Raw genomic sequence first — 17751 nt, forward strand, 5'->3', positions numbered from 1 at the left:
CGGGTTGATATATGTGTTTGTCGGGGGAGGCCGTCGCCGCCTATGGGATTGTGGCGGGCGGGTTCGGAAGGGCAGCAGATGAGTGACAATGAAGCGATCGTCCCGGTGATCCTGTCGGGCGGTGCGGGGACCCGGCTATGGCCGATGTCGCGCCCCGAACGGCCCAAGCAGATGCTGGCGCTGACCGCTGAGGAAACGATGCTTCAGCTGACCGCGCAGCGCGCGCCGGTCGAAGCGGGCTTTGGTGCGCCGATCGTGGTCGCCAATGCGCTGCACGCCGACATGATCGAGCAGCAATTGGGCGGTGCCGAGCGCATCCGCGCGATGATCCTGGAGCCGGTGGGGCGCAACACTGCGCCAGCGATTGCGCTGGCCGCATTGGCAGTCGGTGGCTCCGCGCCGCTGCTGGTGATGCCATCCGATCATGTCATCGCCGACATTCCGGCATTCCATGCCGCGATCGAGGCGGCGCTTCCTGCCGTGCGCGACGGGTGGATGGCGACATTTGGGATCAGCCCCGATCATCCAGAGACCGGCTATGGCTATATCCGCGTCGGCGAGGCGATCGGGGAGGGCATCCACCGCGTTGCCCGCTTCGTCGAAAAGCCCGAGCGCGAAGCCGCAGAGGCGATGGTCGCGAGCGGGGACCATGTGTGGAACGGTGGAATCTTCCTGTTTCGCGCGGACGTCTTCCTCGAAGCGCTGGCGGAGTTCGCGCCGGAGATGCTGGCGGCGGCGCAGGCGTCGATGGACCGCGCAATGCGCGAGGGGAACCGCATCCTTCCCGACGCGATCGAGTTCGCCAAATCGCCGTCGGATTCAATCGACTATGCGGTGATGGAGAAGGCGTCGAAGGTCGTGGTCGTGCCGGTGCGCATGGGCTGGTCGGACGTCGGCAGCTGGGACGCACTGCATGCGATCAGTGATAGCGATGCGAACAACAATGCCTGCCGTGGCGACGTCGTGGCGATCGACACGGCCAATTGCCTGGTCCGCGCGGGCGATGGCAAGAAGGTGGCGCTGGTCGGCGTGTCGGACCTGATCGTGGTGGTCGATGGCGACGACGTGCTGATCCTGCCGCGTGGACGCAGCCAGGAGGTCAAGCGCGTGCTGGCGGCGATGAAGGAAGACGGCGCTTAGCGCTTGGGCACGAACACGATCGCGACGCCGTCGAGCGGGCGGGCCTGAAAGATCAGCGGCGACGGTACGCGCTCGCCGCCGATCAGGACGTAGAGCCGGCCCGGAACGACCTCGCCGGCGCGGAAGCGGTCGGTTTCGGCCTCCTGCCGCGCGGCGCTGCTGCGTGAGATACGGGCGACATAGACGCTGCGCACCGGCACCCCGGCCTTGGCGGCGCGCCAGGCGATCTCCTGAAAATGGCCGAGCCCCATGGTCACGTCGCCGGGGACGAAGGCGATATCGTCGGCCTGCGCGATCAGTTGGTCCCATTCGGGCGAGAGGGTGCGGACATATAGAGGCTGGCGGCGCGCTTCGGCGGATTGCGCGCGGATCGCGACGGACATGGGCACAAGGTCGGCGACTTGTACGACGACTGCGGCGATCAGCGCGAGCCGGGCGGTGCGATCGGGCAGGCGGTAGATGATGCGCAGCGCGACGAACACCAGCACATAGGCGACCGGCCAGAACAGCCGCCCGGATGCCCGCACCGCATCGAGCGCATTGGCGAGATTGGTCGGCAGGTGCAGGCGTGGGAGCATGTACCCAGCGATGTCGGGATAGGTGCTGAACGCGAGCAGGGTGAGGACGATCAGCGCCGGGACCAGCCAGCGGTAGCGCGACAGGCTGTCGGGCGCGTCAGGGGAGGGGCGCGGCAGGCGGCGGGCGAGGATCGCGGCAGCGGGCAGCAGGAGAAGCAGGCCGAGGCCGAGATACTGAAACCCCTCGAACGCGCGTCCCGGACGTTGCTCAATTGCGGGGAGGAAGGTCGAATAGGTGTCGACTCCGGGGTTCCACAACGCGTCGAGCGGCATCGCGAAGGCGCCGTAATTGCCCGAGGACTGGAAGTCGCCGAACACGCCGAGGCTCCAGGCGATGGCGAGCACCATCGCCACCATCGCCGCGCCCTCGCCGAGCAGACGCGGCAGCGCGCTGCGGTCCTTGCCCAGCCGCTCGAGCATTGCACTCGCCCAAATCGCGCCGACCATCACCAGCAGGTAGCTGTGCACCAGCGTCGTCAGCGCGATCAGCACTGCCCAACCGCGATTGGAGGCCGACCGCTGTGGATCGTCGAAGCGCCACAGCGCCCACAGGATCAGCCAATGCGCCATCAAATTCACATGGACGACACGGTTGAACAGGGTCGGCAGTGCGGCGAGCAGGATCACGCCGCACCACAGGGCGACCGGGCCCGGCGCGTAGCGGCGCAGCAGCAGCCATGCGAACAACACTTGCAGGAACAGGCAGGCGAGCAGCCACCAGCCGATCAGCTGCGCATCGGCGGGCAGCGCCCATTGCAGCAGGAAACCGATCGCGGACAGCAGCGGGTTGCTGTCGGTGAACAGCAACGGGGTTCCTTCGGGCGCGCCGAGCAGGGTGGTGCGCAGAAAGCCCGGCGCGGGATCGTGCAGCCAGGCGTGCAGGCCCAGTGCATTCTCGCCATTGTCGGTGCCGCGCAGCAGCCAGCCGACATTGCCGATGTCGAGGATCTGCCAGTGGAAGAAGATGCCGAACAGCGCGAGCGGCAACAGGATCAGGGGCGGGCGGTGATCGGCGGCGCGCATGGGCAGGCTATAGGTCGCGCGGGTCCGCTCGGCCAGTATCAGCGGGCGAAGCGACGCAGCAGCGCTTGCGCGGCGGTCGCGGCTCCGGCGGTAAGACCGCTCAGGCTGTACGGGTTGAACAGCCGCAAGCGATGGCGCGCGCGGCGTTCGTCCATCCATTCGGCCTTATAGCCCTCATCGCCATTGCCATAGTCGATCAGGTCGGGGCGGTCGTGATCGAGGACGTGGCGGAACATCGCATAGGATAGCAATGTCCCCGGCGAGTTGGCGCGTTCGCTCTCCAGATGGGCGAGCTTGTGGATCGTCGCGACGCGGTTCTCGACGGTCCAGAATTGCGCGGCGACCGGGCGGCCATCGCGCAATGCGATGCCCAGCCGCAGCGTGCCGGCCGCACCTTCCTGCTCGGCAAAGGCGCGGACGAAGGCGGGTGAGCCCTCGTTCGGCTTCCAGCTTCCGGCATAGACCGTTTCATAGGCTGCCCAGGCGTCGGCATCGAAGCGGTCGAAGATCTGCGTTTCGACCGGGCTGCTCTTGGCGCGGCGGCGGACGGTGTTGCGCAGCTTTGACCCGCGCTGTGCCCAATAGGCGTCGAAATCGAGCCCGGCGGTATGCGCGACCCAATGTGCCGCCTCGACCCGTTCGATCGCGATCCAGCCCCTGGCGCGAAATGCGATCTGCAATTCGGCGGAGACTTCGGGCTCCAGTGGCCACAGCGCCAGCGCGCCGAAGCGCTTGCCGACCTGTCCCGCGATGGCAACGAGGAGCGTTTCGCGCACGTCCGCCGGGCAGCCCGGCGTCGCGATCGGCGCGAAGGCGAGCGTGTACCAGCTGGCAAGGCTGCGCGCCCGACCCGCGCCGCCATCGCGCAGCGGCAGCCACAGCGCGTGCGGCCCTATCCGTGCCGATGCGATCGCGACCGGCGCGTCGGGCCACAGGTGGCGTGCGGTCAGCGCGAGCCAGTCGATCCGGTCATATTGTCCGCGCTGAAACGGGCGGTCGAGCATCCCCGCCGCGTCGCGAGCGAACGAGTCGATCGACTCGATCATCCGCGCGCCGGGCGTTGCCGCAGCCTGGATCAGTGGGAAATGCGCGGTCATTCGGCGTGGCCGGTCATGCGCCGCGCCTTCTGGATCCCGCGCCAGGCGAATGACTTGAGATGGTTCTGGCTGGGGAAGCGCGCAGGCATGGCGGGGTCGAGGCCGGCTTTGCGCAGCAGCCGGTTGAGCGCGTGCGCGTCCGCCTCGCGATAGCTCCATTCGGAGCGCCAGGTGACCGACAGCGAGATCGACATCGCGTCGCCATTCTGGACCCAGTGCGGCGCCTTGACCGGGACGTAGAGCGCGTCGCCCGGCGTCAGGCGCAGCGGGGTACCCTTGGCGGCGAAATGGTCGTGGAAGGGCAGGTTGCGGTGGCTGCCATCGTGGAACGCCTCCTGCAGCGCGCCGGGCACCAGTTCGGGATCGGCGGCGGGGAAGACGGTCATCACCTTCTCCCCGCGCAGCTGCATCAGGATGTTGTGCTCAGGATCGATGTGGAACGGCGTGACCGCGCCGGGCGAGGAGACGAAGATGAACGCCTCCCGCTTGAGCATCGCACCGGTGCTGCGCGCGACCAGCGGCTCGATCTCATCCAGCACGGTGTCGAGCAGCGCGCGGTAGAGCGGATCCTGATCGACGAATTTGAGCACCATCCACGATCCGTTTTCCTCGATCGAGCGGATCGAGTCTTCGACCGAGAGGCCATTGTGGCGGATCTCGTCGGGATCGATCCCGACCGGGATGTGGGCGAGATTCTGTTCGACGTCGACCGGCCGGATGCGTTGCGACAGCGCGACCAGCGCGTCGAGTTCGAACAGTGTGTGGCCGCACAGCTGATGGCCGAACACGCCGGGGCGCTCAGGGTAGAGCGCGGAAAACGCGGTGCGCGCGTCGGCGGTGAAGATCTGGGTCATGCGTCATTTTCCACGGCAGGGGCGGGGCGGGTGCGCCGCGCGCGGATCGCGGCGGCGGCGCGTTCGAGGGCGCGGGCTGCCGCGAACTGCGTGCGGCGCAGCGTTCCGGCTAGCGGGACCGAGACGCGTACAATCGCACGACGTTCGCCCCACAGGCTGTTGATCATCGGATGATTTTCGACTGCGCAGCTGTCCATCCAGCCGATATCGCCGCGCGCGAGCAGCTGAAGATTGTCGATCTGCAGCAGTACGCCGGGTGAAAAGCGCGACAGCCGTTCATCGAATGCGGTCTTGAACGAGAAGGCGCCGGGCGGGGCGAGCAGATTGACCAGCAGTGCGATCGCCGCGCCGTCGAGGTCGATGCGGATCATGTCGAGCTTGCCCGCCGCGTGCGCGCCAAGCACGACGTCGCGGAAGAAGGCGCTGGTTTGCGGGGTGCAGGCGAGTGCGGAGCCGGCCGCGCCCTTCCATCCGGCACGTTCGAGCGCGAGGAAGGCGTCGATCCAGTCCTGTACGGACTCGTCGGCGCTGAGGCGGCGGGTCTCGACGACACCCTGCTCAAGCAGGCGCGTGCGCAGGCGGCCGAGTTCCTTGCGCTTTTTCTTGCGCACGGTGGCGGCGTAATAATCGTCGGGCGACAGGGTGGTGGCCAGCATCGCGCGTTCGATCCGGTGGACGGTGTCACACGGGCGACCGAGCGCGTGTGCGGCCTCGACCAGCGCGCGATGCACTGGGCCATGCTCGACCAGCCCGCTGATATGGAGCAGCGCGCCGGCGTCGCGATCGGAGTCGAGCGCGGTGAGGATTGCGGTCCACGCCGCGACCTCATGCCCGCGACGGAGCAGGGGTGCGCCGAGGAAGCGGTGATAGTGCGCCCAATTCTCGCTGTGGCGTAGTGGGATGCGGCCATAGCGGGCGGCAGGGACGATCGGCATCAGGCCGATCAGGCGACCGTCACGGCGGACTACTAACTGACGCACTCCGGGCGGAGCGAGGTGGCGGCTCGCGTCGTCGAACCAGCGTTCGGCAAAGACATCGGACTCGGCGGCGTCGGCGGCGAGCGTGTCCCACTCGCGCGCGAACGCGGTGTCGGGCGCGGCCAGCGCGGTGACCTCGACCTGCGTCCCGGTCGCCGCAAGGCGCGGCGCATCGGGCGCAAGGGCATGTGCGCCGCTCGTGTCGATGGCCGTCACCGCGTTCATCGCTGCTCCTGATGAGTCTGGATCACGCGCATGGCCTAACCGCGAAGCGTTAAATTTCCCCAAGCCTGCGCAGGTCTTGTCCAGCTCGCACAATGATGCGTCGCGGTCGGGGGAGCGGTGTCATTGAGCCGCGTCGATTACTTCGAGTTTTCGGTATCGCTGCCACGCGGGGGTCTCGGGTCAGTGACCCGTAATTTTCCGGGGTCGATCCCCCGCGACTCGCGGAATCAAGGCAATCGTCACACATGCTCCGGAGCAAGTTAAGATTGATTCGCGAATGGGGCCGCGGTCTCAGTAAATGTAAATATCCGTAACTTCCGCGATGATGACAAATAAAGGTCAAAAATATCGAAATAGCTACTATTAATAAATTCCGATCATTGATGTCAGATTGACGTAGAATAGGTGCATCTAGATCCATCAATACATAAACGTGTACGAAGAGGGTTGTGGTTTTGCGAGTTGTAGATTCTCGGATCGTAGAATCCCGATATCGCAGATTAACCACGAATCGAGAGAAAAAGTGCTTGTTGAGACGGTGAGTCGGGTTCGGAGAATGGTCATGCGTAGCGTAGCTTCGGAAAGCGTCCAGACGGCCTCAGTCGGGGGGCGTACGGCACCCTGGCCCGCCACCGGCGGCGCAAGTGCCCGTAGCCTGTTTGCGCCCAGCGATGGGCGGTTTGCACCGGCACAATCGGCTGGTCCGTCGCGGTCATGGCCGCTGGGCGGCTTCGTGCCCTATGCCGGTCACTGCATCGTCCCGGTCAAGACCAATGGGCTGGTGCGCCTCCCGTCCTTCGTGCGTCGTAATGTGAACAGCGACGGGCCAAGCATCTTCCTCGGCCTGCATGGCTCGCAGAACTGCCTGGTCGGATCGAGCGTGCAGTGGTGGCAGCAGTTGACGATGAACTGCGACGGCCATCGCTTCGAGGGGGCCGGTGCCGCACCGCGCCGTGACATTCCGCCGCCGCCCGCGCCGTCGCGCCGGCTGTTCGGCTTTTGCGAGGAATTCTGGCGGCCGAACGAGTTTGTGAAGCTGCCCAGCTGGGCGCGCGCGGTCGCGGGCATCGCCAATGCGGCGCTGTTCGTCGGGACCGGCGAGACCTTCGAGGTCTGGTCGATCGAGGATGCGATGAAGTCGGACGATCCCAACCTCGTCGCGCTGGTCCACTCGGCGACGAAGCTCCAGTGAGCGGGGGCGGGACATGGGACGCTGTCACCTGACCGGCCATCAGCCGGGCGACGAGATCTGGAACGAGGGGTATTTTTTCACCCGCTGCGCTCGTTGTGGCCGCGACATGATGCGCGCCGACGGACCGTGGCGGACGGTGCCGAGCAAATATCGGGTGGTGTGGCGGAGCGGCTATCATCGCCATGCCGTGCCGAGCGATTTCGGACGGCGATTGCCGGTGGCGGCGAACATGGCGCGCGACAAACGGGCGAAGCTGCCACGCGCGAGTGTCGGAAGTGTCATGCTGAGCCCGCCGCCGCGTGCCGACGAAATCCCCGGCGAGCGCGAGGCGATGGATCAGGCGATTGCGGCGTTCCGGTTGCTCGGAATGCGGTGAGTGTAGGTGTAAGCGTGGCGTATGGAAAAAGGGCCGGGGAGGCGACTCCCCGGCCCTTTTTTTGGTCTCAGCTGGATGGCTGGATAGTCTTGGATCCCGCCCCGGCAAAGCCGGGGCGTCGGACGGGTTCGGCGGACTGGCCGCCGACCCGCCGTCCGGACCTGAGGAGTCCTGAGTTAGCGTGGCTAACTCAGGCACCTCTAGGTCAGAAATCCATGCCGCCCATGCCGCCCATGCCGCCGCCGCCCATGGGCATGGCGGGCTTGTCTTCCGGCATTTCGCTGATCGCCGCTTCGGTGGTGATCAGCAGGCCGGCGACCGAAGCCGCGTTCTGCAGCGCGGTGCGGACGACCTTGGTCGGGTCGATCACGCCGGCAGCGACGAGGTTCTCATAGACGTCGGTCGACGCGTTGAAGCCGAACGAGGTGTCGTCTTGGTCGAGCAGCTTGCCCGAGACAACCGCGCCGTCCTGACCTGCGTTGGTAGCGATCTGGCGAACCAGTGCCGTCAGCGACTTGCGGACGATGTCGATACCGCGGGTCTGGTCTTCGTTGACGCCCTTGAGGCCGTCGAGCGCCTTGGTCGCGTACAGCAGCGCCGTGCCGCCACCGGGGACGATGCCTTCTTCAACGGCTGCGCGGGTTGCGTGCAGCGCGTCGTCGACGCGGTCCTTGCGCTCCTTGACTTCGACTTCCGAAGCGCCGCCGACCTTGATCACCGCCACGCCGCCAGCGAGCTTCGCCAGACGCTCCTGCAGCTTCTCGCGGTCATAGTCGCTGGTCGTGATTTCGATCTGCTGACGGATCGCGTCGGTGCGGCCCTTGATCGCATCGGCTTCACCGGCACCGTCGACGATGACGGTGTTGTCCTTGTCGATGGTCACGCGCTTGGCGGTGCCGAGCATGCCAAGCGTCACCGACTCGAGCTTGATGCCGAGGTCTTCGCTGATCACTTCGCCCTTGGTGAGGACGGCGATGTCTTCCAGCATCGCCTTGCGACGATCGCCGAAGCCCGGTGCCTTGACCGCTGCAACCTTGAGGCCGCCGCGCAGCTTGTTGACGACGAGCGTGGCCAGAGCCTCACCCTCGATGTCTTCTGCGATGATCAGCAGCGGACGACCCGACTGAACGACGGCTTCCAGGATCGGGAGCATCGCCTGCAGGTTCGACAGCTTCTTCTCATGGATCAGGATGTACGGATCGTTCAGCTCGACCGCCATCTTCTCCGGGTTGGTGATGAAGTAGGGCGAGAGGTAGCCGCGGTCGAACTGCATGCCTTCGACGACATCGAGTTCGAACTCGAGACCCTTGGCTTCCTCGACGGTGATCACGCCTTCCTTGCCGACCTTTTCCATGGCTTCGGCGATCTTTTCGCCGACTTCACGGTCGCCATTGGCCGAGATGATCCCGACCTGAGCGATTTCGGCCGAGCCCGACACGGGCTTCGAGCGCGACTTCACGTCCTCGACGACCTTGATCACGGCGAGATCGATGCCGCGCTTGAGGTCCATCGGGTTCATGCCGGCCGCAACCGACTTCATGCCCTCACGCACGATCGCCTGAGCGAGAACGGTCGCGGTGGTGGTGCCGTCGCCGGCGATGTCGTTGGTCTTCGAGGCCACTTCGCGCACCATCTGTGCGCCCATGTTCTCGAACTTGTCCTTGAGCTCGATCTCCTTGGCGACGGTGACGCCGTCCTTGGTGATGCGCGGTGCGCCGAAGCTCTTGTCGATCACGACGTTGCGGCCCTTCGGCCCCAGCGTGACCTTCACCGCGTCGGCGAGGATGTCGACGCCGCGCAGGATGCGCTCACGCGCGTCGCGGCTGAATTTTACGTCCTTGGCTGCCATGATGGAAACCCTTTCAATAATGTGGAAAGTGACAAAGGTGAGCTAGAGAAGGGTCAGCCGACGATCCCGAGGATGTCGCTTTCCTTCATGATCAGCAGGTCTTCGCCGTTCACCTTGACCTCGGTGCCCGACCACTTGCCGAACAGGATGCGGTCGCCGGCCTTGACGTCGAGCGGGGTGACTTCACCCTTTTCGTTCTTGGCGCCCGAACCAGCGGCGACGACTTCGCCTTCCTGCGGCTTTTCCTGGGCGGTGTCGGGGATGATGATGCCACCGGCGGTCTTGGCCTCGGCCTCAACGCGGCGGACCAGCACGCGGTCGTGCAGCGGACGAAAGTTCATGGAGCTCTCCTGAACGTGGTTGAATAGCATTGTTGGCACTCACCCCCGGTGAGTGCCAGCAGCGGTCATATGGGCGCGGTGTCGGGGAGCGTCAACGGGTCGGCGGCGGGTTAACGCAATTTGTCGGTGAGGTGAGGATGCCGCCTGTATCACCTCGTTAACACAGCGGCTTTACTCGCTTGCGCGCAAGCCTTACCTGTGTGTCAATTGCGCGGGGCATCTCGGAGAATATGACGTGAAACTGGTACGCGGCGCATGGAAGCTGCTCGTCGGCATCAAGGACGCCTTGGTCCTGCTGTTCATGCTGTTTTTCTTCGGGGCGCTGTTCGCATTGCTGTCGGCGCGGCCCAATCCGGGTGCGGTCAAGGACGGCGCGCTGCTGCTGGCGATCGACGGCACCATCGTCGAACAGCCGGCCGAGGCCGATCCGTTCGGTGGCCTTGGCGGCGGGCAGGCGCCGCGTGAACATCGCATGCGCGATCTGGTCCGTGCGCTTGATGCGGCCAAGGATGATGCACGGGTCAAGGTGGTCGTGCTCGACCTCGACCGGTTCGGCGGCGGCTATCCCGCTGCGGTGGCCGAAGTGGGCGAGGCGATCCGCCGCGTGCGCGAGGCGAAGAAACCCGTCCTGGCCTATGCCACCGGCTATAGCGACGCGAGCTATCTGCTCGCCGCCAATGCCAGCGAAATCTGGGTCGACCCGATGGGCGGCACGATCTTCAGCGGCCCGGGCGGATCGCGGCTTTATTACAAGGGCCTGATCGACAAGCTCGGCGTGACCACGCACGTTTATAAGGTCGGCAAGTTCAAGTCGGCGGTCGAACCCTATATCCTGACCCAGCAGTCGCCCGAGGCGAAGCAGGCCAATGAGGCGCTGTACGGCGCGATCTTTGGCCAGTGGCAGGAAGCGGTGAAGAAGGCGCGGCCCAAGGCGCGGATCGAACCGCTGCTGACCAATCCGGCCGATGCTGTCGCCGCCGCGAATGGCGACTTCGCCAAGATGAACCAGCAGCTCGGCATGGTCGACAAGCTCGGTGACCGGCTCGCGTTCGGCAAGCGCGTGGCGGAAATCGCGGGCGTCGACGCGAAAAAGCCGGCGGGCAGCTACAAGACGATCAAGCTCGCCAACTGGCTGGAGGCCAATCCGGTCGAGAAAACCGGCGAAGCGATCGGCGTGATCACGGTTGCGGGCGAGATCGTCGATGGCAAGGCGGGACCGGGCGTGGCGGCGGGCGATACGATCGCCAATCTGCTGCTCAAGGGTCTGGCCGACAAGAAACTGAAGGCGCTGGTCGTGCGCGTCGATTCGCCGGGCGGGTCGGCGCTGGCGTCCGAGCGTATCCGTCAGGCGATCCTGGTGGCGAAGGAACAGAAACTGCCGGTCGTCGTCTCGATGGGCAGCCTCGCCGCGAGTGGCGGTTACTGGGTTGCGACGCCGGGCGACGTGATCTTTGCCGAACCGAACACGATCACCGGGTCGATCGGCATTTTCGGCATCCTGCCGACGTTCGAGAATACGCTCGCCAAGATCGGCGTGACGTCGGACGGGGTGAAGACCACGCCGCTGACCGGCCAGCCCGACGTCTATGCCGGCACCAATGCCGAAGTGGACCGCGTGCTGCAGTCGGGGATCGAGCAGGGCTATCGCCGCTTCATCGGCCTGGTCGCCGGGTCGCGCAAGATGACCCCGGGGCGGGTGGATGAAATCGGTCAGGGCCGCGTGTGGGATGGCGGCACCGCGCGTCAGCTGGGGCTGGTCGACCGGTTCGGCAATCTCGACGCCGCGATTGCCGAGGCGGCGAAGCGAGCCAAGCTCGACCCGGCCAAGACCCATGCGGTGTTCCTTGAGAAGGAGCCCGACTGGTTCAGCGCGCTGATCGGTGGGCTGATGTCGGGCGGCGACAGCGATGAGGAAGAGGCTGCGCCGGAGAGCGGCGGCGACCTCTATGCCCGTATCGCCGGCGATCGTCGCGCGGTGCTGGCGCAGGCGCTGGGCGATGCCAAGCGGCTGGCGGGTGCGTCGTCGATGCAGGCACGCTGCCTTGAGTGCGCGTCTTATGGCCCGATGACGGGGCCGCAGGCGCAGGCGGACGCGCGGCTGATCGATCTGGTGATGGCGAAGCTGGGCTGGTGATACAGATCCAGCTGCGCGCCGCAGAGCCGGGAGACGCTGCGGCGATCGCGGCCATCTATGCGCCGTACGTGCTGACTGGCACGGTGAGCTTCGAGTTCGATCCTCCCGACGCGCGCGCGATGCGCGGGCGGATGGAGGCGTCGGACGGGCTGTTCCCGTGGATCGTCGCGACCAATGCCGAGGGACGCGGGGTGCTGGGCTATGCCTATGCCACCAAGTTCCGCGAGCGTGCGGCGTACCGCTATGTCGTCGAAACATCGGTCTATGTCGCGGGCGCGGTGCAGGGACAGGGCGTCGGGCGGCTGTTGTATAAGGCGCTGATCGACACGCTGCGCGCGCAGGGCTTCACCCAGGCAGTCGGGGTGATCTCATTGCCCAACGATCAGTCGATCAAGACGCATGAGCAGGTCGGCTTTCGCCGCGCCGGACAGTTGCGCGAGATCGGGTTCAAGGAAGGTCGCTGGGTCGATATCGGCATCTGGCAATGCGTGCTGAATGACAGCGCGATCCCGCCGGTTGAGCCGAAGCCGTTCAGCGAGGTTGGTGTCGTCCGGGGCTGACCCGCCGCACAATTTTTAGTCGGCGGCGAATGACTTGGCCGCCATTCTTTCCTAAAATGCGCTCATGCAGGTTGCGCCCACCCATCGAGTCGAGATCGACCGTGAGCGCAAGCTGGCGATCCTGACCATGCTGGCGATGCTCGGGCCGGAAGATGCGTCCTGGGCGGGCGAGGAACTGCGCGCCGCGATCCAGACCTTCGGGCCGGACATCGGCCAGCATGTCACGCTGTACGATCTGAGCGCGGTGCCGAGCATGCCAACCGCGACGATCGATCAGACGCTGCAAACGCTGGACCATCCGGCGGTGCGGGAAATCTGGGCGCGGAAAATCGCCTTCGTCGTCACCACTGCGACGGCGCGGATGCAGGCGCGGCGGGTGCAGCAGGTGCGCAAGGACATCGGCGTGTTCGATTCGCGCGAGGCGGCGATTGCCTGGCTGATGGAGCCCTGAACTATCGACCTTTAACTCCCCTCCCTGAAAGGGAGGGGTAAAGGGGTGGGTTTAGCGGCAAGCGAGGCTCGATGCCTCGCTTGCCGCTTTTTTGTCGGGCGGTCGGATTGGGTGTTTTGAGCGCGCAGACGCGCGCACCCACCCCCGCCCCCTCCCTTTCAGGGAGGGGAGATGCGTTCAACTTCGATATGCCCTAAACCCCGCCGCGATAGGCGGGTAACGCGAGCTTCCACCGGATCGCGGCGGCGCGTAGCGCGAAGCCGGCGCTCGCGGCGATGAGGCTGGCGGCGTAGAGCGGCAGTCCCGCAAGCGTCAGGCCGACATGCAGCCCGGAGGCGAGCGCGGCGGCGGTGACGTAGAGTTCGGGGCGCATCAGGATCGAAGGCTCCCCCGCCAGCACGTCGCGGATGATGCCGCCGGCACAAGCGGTGAGCACGCCCATCAGCATTGCCGGGACCGGCGGGATGCCAAAGCTCAACGCCTTGGCCGCGCCGAACACGGCATAGGCGGCGAGCCCCGCAGCATCGAGCCAGTCGAATCCCTGCCCCTGCCACCAGCGTTGCGGCGTGACCCAGATCAGCCCGGCGACGCCGAGGCACAGGGCCGCGACGAACGGGTGGTGGACCCACCACACCGGCGCGTCGATCAGCAGATCGCGGATCGTGCCCCCGCCGACTCCGGTAATCAGCGCGAAAAAGGCGGCGGTGACGAAGGTCTGCCCGCGCCCGGCCGCCGCCAGTGCGCCGGTTGCGGCGAACACCGCGATGCCGAACAGGTCGAGCCAGGGCAGCACGGTGCCGAGCGGGAGCGGGGTGGGGGACATGGGCCACCCTGTCTCACCCCGCTCGCTCGCGGTCAACGCGCCGGGCCGACTCCAAGCCGGGCGAGGGTGCGCAGCACGCGCTGGATATGCAGCACGGGCAGCATCGCCGCCTTGAAGATCGTCGCGACGATGATCAGCGTCATCGCGGGGAAGCCCCAGCGCAGTGCGTCGAGCGTCTCGGTTGCGGCGAAGAAGCGCCAGGCGGCATAGGCCCCGGCGAAGAACATCAGCGTCTGGGCGATGAGCACCACTGCGCTGGTCCAGCCAAGGCTGCCGCCGAACAGCGAGCCGACCTGAGTGAGATAGCCGGGTTCTTCGCCGATCTGGCGCATCAACTCGCGTTCTTCCGCCGCGATGGCGGCGTCGATGTCATGGTCACGCATGGGACTCTCCTTCCAATTGGGTTCTGAGCCTGGCGCGGGCGTGCATCAGGCGGGTCTTGACGGTTCCGGCGGGAATGCCGAGCGCGACCGCAGTTTCGGCGATGCTCAGCCCCTCGAAATAATGCAGCGCGACCGCGGCGCGATGGCCGGGGGGCAGCGCGGCGACGGCGCGGCGCAGGGTGGTGCCATCGGCGGCATCCTCCGGGGTCGGCGGTGCGGGGACGGGGGCGTCCTCCAATGCGGTCGCGAGCGCGCGGCCCGCGACCCGGTCGCCAATCGCGGCGGCGGTCTTGCGCGTGACGATGCGATAGGCCCAGGCGGGGAAGGCGCGTTCATCGCGCAGGGCGCCGATGCCGCGCATGATGTCGATCCACGCGGCCTGCACCGCTTCCTCGGCCATCGCGCGGTCGCCGGTCAGCCGCCAGCCATGCGCGACCAGCCGACGATGCCAGCGTGCGACCAGCCGCTCGATCGCGCGCCGGTCCCCCGCCTGCGCCGCGACCACCAGCCAGGCATCGGCGGCGCGCTCGGCCTGCTGTGTTTCCCCGTTCATGCGGACAAGGTGCGCCCGGAATGACATTCGGTTCAATCGGCGATGCGATTTCCCGCTTGGCGTGGCGGTGTCGCTGTGGAGAATGGGCGCCATGAAGGATTATGCCCCCCGCTTCATCGCGCTCGCCGTCGCGCTGGCCGCGCTCGCCGGGTTCGTCGATGCGATCGCCTTCACCCGGCTCGGCGGCTATTTCGTGTCGTTCATGAGCGGCAATTCGACCCGGCTGGGCGTCGGGATCGGGCTGGCGGACGGGACGGCATTATTGGCGGCGGCGCTGATCCTGGCATTCGTCGCCGGGGTGATGGTGGCGACGATCATCGCACGGCACTTTGCGGCGCGGCGCAAGGTTGCGGTGCTGAGCGCGGTGACGGTCACGTTGGCGCTGGCGGCGGCGCTGTGGATGCTGGTGCCGGGGCCGCTCCCGCTGCTGCTGGTCGCGGCGGCGATGGGGATGGAGAATGGCGTGTTCGCGCGCGATGGCGAGGTGGCGATCGGCGTTTCCTACATGACCGGATCGCTGGTGCGGATGGCGCAGCGGCTGGCGGGCGCGCTGATGGGTGATCCCGAGCGCTGGGCATTCGTGCCGCACCTCGCGCTGTGGCTGGGCTTTGCGGTCGGCGTGGTTCTGGGAGCGAAGGTGGGCTTGGCGGCGGCGGATGCGGCGCTATGGATCGCCGCACTGGCGGCAGGCGGGTTGACGCTGGTCGCGGCAGGATTGACCCGAGGAGCCACCCGATGACCTATGTCCCCGCCGCCGACCGCTATGCCGGTGGAATGCCCTATCGCCGGTGCGGGCGTAGCGGGATCGTGCTGCCCGCCATCTCGCTCGGGCTGTGGCAGAATTTCGGCGGGGTCGATGTCTATGAGACCGGCCGCGCGATGCTGTTGCGCGCGTTCGATCGCGGGGTCACCCATTTCGACCTCGCGAACAATTACGGGCCCCCCTATGGCTCGGCCGAGGAGACGTTCGGGCGGGTGCTGGCAAGCGATCTCAAGCCGCATCGCGACGAGCTGATCATCTCGACCAAGGCGGGGTGGGACATGTGGCCCGGACCCTATGGCGATGGCGGGAGCCGGAAGTATCTGATCGCCAGCCTCGACCAGTCGCTGCACCGCATGGGGCTCGACTATGTCGACATCTTCTACTCGCACCGCATGGATCCCGACACGCCGATCGAGGAGACGATGGGCGCGCTGGTGCAACTGCACCGGCAGGGCAAGGCGCTCTATGTCGGGATTTCGAGCTACACGCCGGAGGCGACGCGGCGCGCGGCGGAGATTTTGAAGGCGGAGGGCGTCCCGCTGCTGATCCACCAGCCCGATTATTCGATGCTGAGCCGCTGGATCGAGGATGGGCTGCTCGACGCGCTGGAGGAAGCGGGGGCGGGGTGCATCGCCTTTTCGCCGCTCGCGCAGGGGCTGCTTGGTGGGCGCTATCTGAACGGGGTGCCGGAGGATGGGCGCGCGGCGAAGGACTTCTCGCTGCGGCGTGAGCGGGTGGATGCGGCGATGGTGGCGCGGCTGCGCGGGCTGAACGACATTGCCGCAGCGCGCGGGCAGAGCCTGGCGCAGATAGCGATCGCCTGGGTGCTGCGCGACCCGCGCATGACCTCCGCACTGATCGGCGCGCGGACGGTGGAGCAGCTCGACAATTCGCTGGACGCGGTGAAGGCGCTGGACTTCAGCGCGGAGGAACTGGCGGCGATCGACCGGTTCGCGGCGAAGGTGGGGGAGCGGGTGTAGCGGCCTTGTCCTCCCCCGGAAGGGGGAGGATCGACGCGGCGGACCTGACGCTACTTCTTCGGGGCGGGGGTCGCGCGGCCGCCCTGGTGGAGGATGATCCCGGTCACCTTGCCGTTGGCGTCGCGGGTGAATTCGACCTGAGCGTCGACGACCTTGAGGAAGAAGCGGTCCTTGCTTTCGGGGAACAGCTCGAATTCCTGCTGCCCGGTCGCTTGGGTCATCAGCTTGCCGTCCTTGACCCGCATCGTGATCGCGAAGGTCGGGGTGAGTTCGTACACGCCTTCATATTGCGCGAGCTGATCGGGCGCGACCGTTGCGGTCTGGCGTTCGCCGGGCAGCACCACCGCACCGCCACGCGCGAGCGTCATCAGCGACGTGGACAGCTTGCCCGGCGCAGGGCCGTTGAGGTTGCCGAGCACGACCACGGTGATCTTGCGGTCGGGGTCATAGGCGAGCGAGGTGTTGAACCCCTCGATCCCGCCGCCATGCTCGATCGTGGTGACGCCGCCCGCGCTCAGGACGCCGATGCCGAGCGCGTAACCGTCCTTGTACGGCGTGCGGAAGGCGGTGAGCGAGGCGGGCTTGAGCAGCTTGCCGCCGTACAGGCCGCGCTGCCATTTCAGCAGGTCGCGCGTGGTGGAATAGAGCGCGCCGGCGCCCTGCGGGATGGTCATGCTGACATAGTCGGCATTGATCGGGCCGTCCTTGGACGGGGAATAGCCCGAGGCGCGGCGTGGCAGGATCATCGCGTGCGTGTCATAGCCGGTGTCGGCCATGCCGAGCGGCTTGAACAGATTCTCGGCGACGAACGCGGCGTAGCTCTGGCCGCTCAATTTCTCGACGATCGCGCTGAGCAGCACATAGCCTGAGTTGGAATAGGAGAATTTCTCCCCCGGTGCGAAGTCGAGCGGCTTGTCGCGGAAGCGCGCGATCAGGCTGGCATGAGTGGCGGGCAGCGTCTTGGTCGCGCCATAATCCGGGAAGCCGGTGAAATTGGGGATGCCCGAGCTGTGGGTGAGCAGATGGCGCACGGTCACCTTGTCCCACGCCGCGGGAGCATCGGTCAGGTAGGTCTTGACCGGCGCGTCGAGGGTGAGCTTGCCGCGGTCCTGCAGCAGAAGGATCGCGACGCCGGTGAACTGTTTGGTGACCGATCCGAGCCGGAACTTGGTGGCGCCGTCATTGGCGATCTTCCATTCAAGGTTCGCCGATCCATAGCCCTTGTCGAACAGCACCACGTCATCGCGCGCGACCAGCACCGCGCCCATGAACGCGCCCTTGTCTGCTTCGTCGCGGACCACGGCGTCCATGCGCGCGGGGTCCTGCGCCAGCGCGGGCAGGGGCGTAAGAGCGATCGCGGCAAGTGCGATGGCGGCGTAGCGGCGCATGAATATATCCCCCTGTGTGTTGCCTGACTATAACGGTCGGGCGGGGGAAGGCAAGCGCTGCTCG

General features: G+C 66.5%; 18 protein-coding genes. 8 read left to right on the forward strand and 10 right to left on the reverse strand.

All coding sequences use genetic code 11. The features are described from left to right. Positions 1-78 precede the first annotated feature (78 nt). Complete coding sequence (locus tag VGN66_RS11095; RefSeq protein WP_327518878.1) at positions 79-1140, forward strand: mannose-1-phosphate guanylyltransferase/mannose-6-phosphate isomerase; 1062 nt, start codon at positions 79-81, stop codon at positions 1138-1140. Here the strand turns inward: VGN66_RS11095 and VGN66_RS11100 are convergent. From VGN66_RS11100 to VGN66_RS11115, 4 genes are read right to left on the reverse strand one after another with little or no spacing between them, the layout of a single operon-like run. Continuing rightward, positions 1137-2741: a DUF6311 domain-containing protein gene (locus tag VGN66_RS11100; RefSeq protein ID WP_327518879.1), complete on the reverse strand. Its 1605-nt coding sequence runs from the start codon at positions 2739-2741 to the stop codon at positions 1137-1139. The genes VGN66_RS11095 and VGN66_RS11100 overlap by 4 nt on opposite strands. 38 nt (positions 2742-2779) lie before the next feature. Next, the gene (locus VGN66_RS11105; protein ID WP_327518880.1) at positions 2780-3838 is read right to left on the reverse strand and encodes a GNAT family N-acetyltransferase; all 1059 of its coding nucleotides are present in this window, start codon (positions 3836-3838) and stop codon (positions 2780-2782) included. After that, positions 3835-4692, reverse strand: coding sequence for a cupin-like domain-containing protein (locus VGN66_RS11110; RefSeq protein ID WP_327518881.1), 858 nt, complete (start codon positions 4690-4692; stop codon positions 3835-3837). The genes VGN66_RS11105 and VGN66_RS11110 overlap by 4 nt, the downstream gene beginning before the upstream one ends. After that, the gene (locus VGN66_RS11115) at positions 4689-5894 is read right to left on the reverse strand and encodes a GNAT family N-acetyltransferase (protein ID WP_327518882.1); all 1206 of its coding nucleotides are present in this window, start codon (positions 5892-5894) and stop codon (positions 4689-4691) included. The genes VGN66_RS11110 and VGN66_RS11115 overlap by 4 nt, the downstream gene beginning before the upstream one ends. Positions 5895-6456: 562 nt before the next feature. On the opposite strand from VGN66_RS11115, the gene VGN66_RS11120 reads away from it, so the two are divergent. Then, positions 6457-7086, forward strand: a complete 630-nt coding sequence (locus tag VGN66_RS11120; RefSeq protein WP_327518883.1) for a hypothetical protein — start codon at positions 6457-6459, stop codon at positions 7084-7086. A gap of 13 nt (positions 7087-7099) precedes the next feature. After that, a complete protein-coding gene (locus tag VGN66_RS11125) occupies positions 7100-7462 on the forward strand; it encodes a hypothetical protein (protein WP_327518884.1) in 363 nt (120 codons plus the stop codon). 205 nt (positions 7463-7667) lie between these two features. On the opposite strand, the gene groL is transcribed toward VGN66_RS11125, so the two are convergent. Both groL and groES read right to left on the reverse strand, forming a co-directional pair. After that, positions 7668-9311, reverse strand: coding sequence for a chaperonin GroEL (gene groL / locus VGN66_RS11130; protein WP_224923531.1), 1644 nt, complete (start codon positions 9309-9311; stop codon positions 7668-7670). A gap of 53 nt (positions 9312-9364) precedes the next feature. Next, the gene (groES, locus tag VGN66_RS11135; RefSeq protein ID WP_066660780.1) at positions 9365-9652 is read right to left on the reverse strand and encodes a co-chaperone GroES; all 288 of its coding nucleotides are present in this window, start codon (positions 9650-9652) and stop codon (positions 9365-9367) included. A gap of 235 nt (positions 9653-9887) precedes the next feature. Here groES and sppA point away from each other — a divergent pair, with 235 nt between their 5' ends. The 3 genes from sppA to VGN66_RS11150 all read left to right on the forward strand — a co-directional run bounded on the left by sppA (position 9888) and on the right by VGN66_RS11150 (position 12797). Further along, positions 9888-11786 carry a signal peptide peptidase SppA gene (gene sppA, locus VGN66_RS11140; RefSeq protein ID WP_327518885.1) on the forward strand — a complete coding sequence of 633 codons (1899 nt, stop codon included), beginning with the start codon at positions 9888-9890 and terminating at the stop codon, positions 11784-11786. Next, the gene (locus VGN66_RS11145; RefSeq protein WP_414713206.1) at positions 11783-12346 is read left to right on the forward strand and encodes a GNAT family N-acetyltransferase; all 564 of its coding nucleotides are present in this window, start codon (positions 11783-11785) and stop codon (positions 12344-12346) included. The genes sppA and VGN66_RS11145 overlap by 4 nt, the downstream gene beginning before the upstream one ends. Positions 12347-12410: 64 nt before the next feature. Beyond that, positions 12411-12797: a hypothetical protein gene (locus tag VGN66_RS11150; protein ID WP_327518886.1), complete on the forward strand. Its 387-nt coding sequence runs from the start codon at positions 12411-12413 to the stop codon at positions 12795-12797. A 193-nt stretch (positions 12798-12990) separates the two neighbouring features. On the opposite strand, the gene VGN66_RS11155 is transcribed toward VGN66_RS11150, so the two are convergent. The 3 genes from VGN66_RS11155 to VGN66_RS11165 are packed head-to-tail and all read right to left on the reverse strand — an operon-like array spanning position 12991 to position 14556. Then, positions 12991-13620 (reverse strand): trimeric intracellular cation channel family protein, encoded by a 630-nt coding sequence (locus tag VGN66_RS11155; RefSeq protein ID WP_327518887.1) that lies wholly within the window; start codon positions 13618-13620, stop codon positions 12991-12993. Between the two features lie 32 nt (positions 13621-13652). Continuing rightward, entirely contained in the window at positions 13653-14003 is a 351-nt protein-coding gene (locus tag VGN66_RS11160) for a DUF6768 family protein (RefSeq protein WP_327518888.1), read from the reverse strand. Beyond that, a complete protein-coding gene (locus tag VGN66_RS11165; RefSeq protein ID WP_327518889.1) occupies positions 13996-14556 on the reverse strand; it encodes an RNA polymerase sigma factor in 561 nt (186 codons plus the stop codon). Before VGN66_RS11165 ends, VGN66_RS11160 begins: the two co-directional genes overlap by 8 nt. A gap of 91 nt (positions 14557-14647) precedes the next feature. Between VGN66_RS11165 and VGN66_RS11170 the strand changes: the two genes are divergently transcribed. Both VGN66_RS11170 and mgrA read left to right on the forward strand, forming a co-directional pair. Continuing rightward, positions 14648-15295 carry a YoaK family protein gene (locus VGN66_RS11170; protein ID WP_327518890.1) on the forward strand — a complete coding sequence of 216 codons (648 nt, stop codon included), beginning with the start codon at positions 14648-14650 and terminating at the stop codon, positions 15293-15295. Beyond that, entirely contained in the window at positions 15292-16299 is a 1008-nt protein-coding gene (mgrA, locus tag VGN66_RS11175; protein WP_327518891.1) for an L-glyceraldehyde 3-phosphate reductase, read from the forward strand. Before VGN66_RS11170 ends, mgrA begins: the two co-directional genes overlap by 4 nt. Positions 16300-16349: 50 nt before the next feature. Here the strand turns inward: mgrA and VGN66_RS11180 are convergent, their stop codons facing one another. Then, positions 16350-17687 (reverse strand): serine hydrolase, encoded by a 1338-nt coding sequence (locus VGN66_RS11180; protein ID WP_327518892.1) that lies wholly within the window; start codon positions 17685-17687, stop codon positions 16350-16352. Positions 17688-17751: the final 64 nt, after the last annotated feature.

The organism is Sphingomonas sp. (assembly GCF_035998645.1).
GTDB lineage: Bacteria > Pseudomonadota > Alphaproteobacteria > Sphingomonadales > Sphingomonadaceae > Sphingomonas.